We start from the raw sequence: 4,560 nt of genomic DNA on the forward strand, positions 1-4,560 counted from the left end.
TATATTGCACAATGGCCTCTTCCTGTGACAACGCTTCGGTCTGCACCATTATGTCAGTCAAACGGGTCGTCGGCAATGGTTTAATTCTGCCTATAAAAAAGCTTTAGCAGGAAAATGTGACGCTATAATAATTCCTACATCGACGTTTCGTTATTTGCGGGCTGTATTACAAACAAAATTAAAAAATTCTCCCGTTCCGGTATATTTTATTATTCATGGGATTAACCCTCGTGAAAAAGCTCGCTTTATAAAGCAAGCAAAACGTTGTGAACCGTATAAAAATATACATATTAAAATCATTACATTGCGAAATGATTTTGCCAATGAACAACTCAGCAATATTGATTTAATTGAGCCACCTGTATTTAAACCTGTAAGTTTTACACCTGTTAGAGAAATGACCTTGCATAATCCATTGACGTTAGGGTTCTTTGGACAATACCGGCGAGAGAAAAATATTCGGTTTTTCTTGGAGGCTTATAAAAAAGCAAAATTTGATATTCCTGTTAAACTTATTGTGCAAGGTGCGACGGCCATGCAAGAAGACAGTGATGAATTTGAAAAAATCATCAAGGAATATAACGCCGTTGAGAATATTGAGTTTTGGCATAAAAATTTGATTGGCCCGGCTTGGGAGGAGGCCTTGCAGTGTGTTGATGTTATTATTGCTCCATATGCTGCAGAGCGATATAGATATCATTGGAGTGCCATGCTATTTAATGCAATTGGCTTTTATAAACCTATTTTACAGTCGCCTGAAATGAATCCGGAAGTACTGGCTAACTATAAAATAGGCGAAGCTTTAAACTTAAATAGTGAAGATGAATTTAGCGTTCAGTTAGAACAGTTTGTAAATTCTTATAATAGGAATAAAGATAATTATAAAACAGGATTGGAAGCTGCAAATACGGCATTTAGTCATGAAAAGTTAATCCACAACATATTAGGCAAGTAATTAGGGAGGAAGCATTGTGCAGATTTTATTAGCTAACTTTACCAAAATGGTTCAAGATACCGGAGGACTTGCGAAAGTAACTTGTGCCTTTGCCAATGAAATGGTAAAAAGGGGACATGAAGTTTCTTTGATGTATAGTGATGAGCGTGAAGGTGAGTTCTTTTATCCTATCGATAAAAATGTGAAATTATATAATATTAAAAAGAAATTGAATGGTAAAGTTGTAAAGTTTCCTATACATTTAAAGGCTGTAAGAGAAATATTGCGAATGTTTTCAAAACGAAGTGGGCGTACTGTTAATAGTTGGTTTGAGGAGACATATTTATTAGAGTCAATTACATCATATTATAATGAAATCAAGCCGGATATTGTTATTTCCTATCAGCCTGCGGCCAGTAAATTGTTATTATGTGATATGAATATATCTGAACCGGTTGTAACAATGTCACATGGTGATCCGGAAGATTATTTTTATTTATACCCTCGTAAAGAAATACCTTCTCTTGAAAAAAGTGCAGTTTGTCAGGTGTTAATGCCATCATTTGAAGAGCATATTAAACGGCATTTGCCTAATGTAAAAACGGTTGTCATTGGTAATGCAATACCACAGTTTGAAGAGCAAGCTGACTTAGTATCTGAAAAAGCACAATACCGTATAGCTTTCATGGGGCGGTTAACTAAGAATCATAAGCGACCACACGTATTAATTGAGGCCTTTAAAGTGCTTCACAAGAAATATCCAAATTGGGTTGTTGATATTTGGGGAAAGAAGGATAGAGAAACCTATTATAAAGAGCTTGAACTTTTGATTAAAAGTAGTGGGTTAGCCGATAAGGTTTTTATACATGGTGCAACAGAAGATGTTCCGGGGGCTTTAAGTAAAGCGGATATTTTTGCTTGCCCCAGTGCTTATGAAGGCTTTGGTATGGCTGTAGGCGAAGCAATGAGTATAGGGCTTCCAGCCGTAGCTTTTAAAAGTTGTTCGGGTGTTAATGAGCTTATTGAACATGATAAAACAGGTATTTTATGTGATGATGGAGTAGAGGCATTCACAGCGGCGTTAGAATCTTTAATGGCGAATACGAAATTGAGACAAACGATGGGAGAGTCCGCAAGAGTGGCAATGAAAAAGTATGCTCCTCAATCAATTTGGAATCAATGGGAAGATTTGATGAAAGATATAATATCAAAAGCCAAGTAAAACGAATAGTAGATAACAACTTTTAATTATTTTAAAGTTAGAATATAAAAACACTGCTTGCTATAAATCTTAGCAAGCAGTGTTTTTTGATTATATTTACAAGAAATTAAAAGTAAAGATATATTTTATACTTTTTCTTTACCTCTAAAGAATTTCCCAATCAATGGCATACGTTCACCGTCATGACGGTTTAAGCCTTTTAGAAGCACCATAACGATGACGTAGATAACGCCGCCCACGAAGGCACTGATGGCCATGGCAAAGAATTTATGCATGATGCCTTCAAGCGGTGAGTAGAGGAAGAACATGGCAACGCCCATGATAATGGCGCTGACGATGTTTTTCCAAAGTAGGGAAAAGTCCAGGAAATAGCCTGTGTATTTTTTGATCCAAATCAGATTTAAAAGGGCAGCCACACCAATGTCGGCTACGGTCGCATAGGCAGCACCGCTGATGCCGAGCCAAGGAATAGATGTTAAGTTCCAGTTCAAAATAACTTTGGAAATGGCCGCAATGCCCATGTTAATAACCGGCAAGGTCGGTTTGCCGAGGCCTTGTAAAACACCGGTTGTTACCTGATGCATACCGAGGAAGAAAATGGCGATAGCCGTAATCTGGGTCGCTTCAGCAGCACGTGGTGCGTTGTAAATAACGCTTACTACCGGTTCAGCTAAAACGTAGAGCATCAAGGTAAACGGTACGGTGGACATAAAGGTAATACGCATAGCACCGGCGGTGCGGTAGTATACGCCTTTTTTGTCACCCGTTGCATTCGCATTGGAGATGGCCGGAACGATGCTTGTCGCCAAAGCAGCAGTAATAATCGTGGCCAAATTGATGAGCGGCACGGCCATACCGGTTAAGTAACCGAAGAGCTCGGTTGCTTGGCTGGTGGTAAAACCGGCGACTTCCAAACGACGGGGCACGATGAACAAATCGAGGTTCGCTACTAACGGCAACATTAAGCTAGCCAAAGAAATCGGAATCGCCAATTTAATGAGGCGTTTTACGATGGAGCCGGACGATTCACCGGGACCTTCCGGTTGTTTATGAGCATCTTCCGGAGATTTCGGTAATTTATAATAGTAGTACATGAGCACCACGAGGGCACCAAACGCACCGATACCGGCGCCCATGCTGGCACCGCCGGCGGCGGCTCCGAGACCGTAAGGAAGGAGCATATACGCAGCTCCGAGCATCACAACTACGCGGAGTAATTGTTCAATAATCTGGCTCACAGCGGTCGGTGTCATCATTTGCCAACCTTGCAAGTAGCCTCGGTAACACGAGATGAGTGTTACGAAGAAAATGGCCGGAGCTAAGGCAAGTAATGCCAAATACGCACGATCATCAATGATGTAGCCCGAAGAGATGAGCCAATCGGCACCGAACCACATCAGGATGCTGAATAGCAGGCCGGTAGCAAAGAGAAGGTAGAATGACAGTTTGAAAACCTTCTGGGCGCCACGATAGTCGAAGCGGGCGAGTTTTTCCGCCGTTAAAATTGAGATTGCAATCGGAATCCCGGCACTGGATAGTTGCAAAGATAAGAGGTAAATCGGGAACGCCATTTGGTAGATCCCAATCCCTTCACCGCCGAGTACACGGGACAGCAAAATCCAGTTGATGCTGCCGATGGCTTTGACCACAAAGCCGGCAATGGTAAGAATAAGAGTGCCTTGTAAAAATCGGTTAACCATTTACTATACTCCCAACTTGATATTCATATGGTAGTTAATGTTTATAATGTCTATTTGAGGCTGTATTTAACTTCAGCCTATCAATATTTAATTTTAACATACATTCGAGTACTGTGCATTAGGATTTTGAGAAAGTGCGCGGCAATTATGTGTGAACTGATTGATGCTCGCAACGAAAAAGGTATTAGCCAGAAAAAATTAGAAGTTCTGAGTGGTGTAAAGCAGCCGGTGATAGCACGAATGAAGACAGGTGAGACAAATCCTAGATTAGATACAGTTTTGAAGGTGTTAGCGACTTTAGGTAAGACGTTAGCAATAGTGCCATTGAAGAATACTAATAAAAAATAAGAACGTTGCATCCGGAAAATACAACGTTCTCGTTAGCTTGTTTTGATATAATTTTATTTACGCGTTCAAAGCGTCGCCATTTTTAATATCAACAACTTTTTCTTCCGCTTCAAAGTGATGATCTTTAGTGAACATTTTAAGTGCCACAGCCACGGCCAAGTTCAAAACGAATAACGCACTGAACACGAAGAGCGGACCGCTGTAGCTGTTGGTGCTTTCACGAAGGAAGGATACCAACATTGGACCGGCGATACCGGCGAAGCCCCAAGCAGTTAAGACACGGCCTATAGGACATTTTGAGTTGGTTTTTAGACCGATGAGACTAGTATTTATCTAGTCTTATCGGTCTTTTAAAA

General features: G+C 40.5%; 5 protein-coding genes. 3 read left to right on the forward strand and 2 right to left on the reverse strand.

Annotated elements, in window-relative coordinates; all coding sequences use genetic code 11:
• Nucleotides 1–154: 154 nt before the first annotated feature.
• Both EO124_RS10035 and EO124_RS10040 read left to right on the forward strand, forming a co-directional pair.
• On the forward strand, nt 155–955 hold the full coding sequence (locus EO124_RS10035; RefSeq protein ID WP_206512570.1) for a glycosyltransferase: 801 nt from the start codon (nt 155–157) through the stop codon (nt 953–955).
• A 16-nt stretch (nt 956–971) separates the two neighbouring features.
• Nucleotides 972–2,156 (forward strand): glycosyltransferase, encoded by a 1,185-nt coding sequence (locus EO124_RS10040; protein WP_127059394.1) that lies wholly within the window; start codon nt 972–974, stop codon nt 2,154–2,156.
• Nucleotides 2,157–2,281: 125 nt separating this feature from the next.
• On the opposite strand, the gene EO124_RS10045 is transcribed toward EO124_RS10040, so the two are convergent.
• A complete protein-coding gene (locus EO124_RS10045; protein ID WP_127059395.1) occupies nt 2,282–3,856 on the reverse strand; it encodes a putative polysaccharide biosynthesis protein in 1,575 nt (524 codons plus the stop codon).
• 147 nt (nt 3,857–4,003) lie between these two features.
• On the opposite strand from EO124_RS10045, the gene EO124_RS10355 reads away from it, so the two are divergent.
• Nucleotides 4,004–4,204 carry a helix-turn-helix domain-containing protein gene (locus EO124_RS10355; RefSeq protein ID WP_241230712.1) on the forward strand — a complete coding sequence of 67 codons (201 nt, stop codon included), beginning with the start codon at nt 4,004–4,006 and terminating at the stop codon, nt 4,202–4,204.
• A 57-nt stretch (nt 4,205–4,261) separates the two neighbouring features.
• On the opposite strand, the gene EO124_RS10055 is transcribed toward EO124_RS10355, so the two are convergent.
• Nucleotides 4,262–4,444: a hypothetical protein gene (locus EO124_RS10055; protein ID WP_206512571.1), complete on the reverse strand. Its 183-nt coding sequence runs from the start codon at nt 4,442–4,444 to the stop codon at nt 4,262–4,264.
• Nucleotides 4,445–4,560: the final 116 nt, after the last annotated feature.

It is taken from the genome of Veillonella ratti (genome assembly GCF_003992115.1).
GTDB lineage: Bacteria > Bacillota > Negativicutes > Veillonellales > Veillonellaceae > Veillonella_A > Veillonella_A ratti.

Excerpts from the sequence above, each read along its gene's own strand:
- EO124_RS10355 (WP_241230712.1), top strand. The coding sequence starts at position 4,004 with ATGTGTGAACTGATTGATGCTCGCAACGAAAAAGGTATTAGCCAGAAA.
- EO124_RS10055 (WP_206512571.1), bottom strand. The coding sequence starts at position 4,444 with ATGTTGGTATCCTTCCTTCGTGAAAGCACCAACAGCTACAGCGGTCCG.
- EO124_RS10045 (WP_127059395.1), bottom strand. The coding sequence starts at position 3,856 with ATGGTTAACCGATTTTTACAAGGCACTCTTATTCTTACCATTGCCGGC.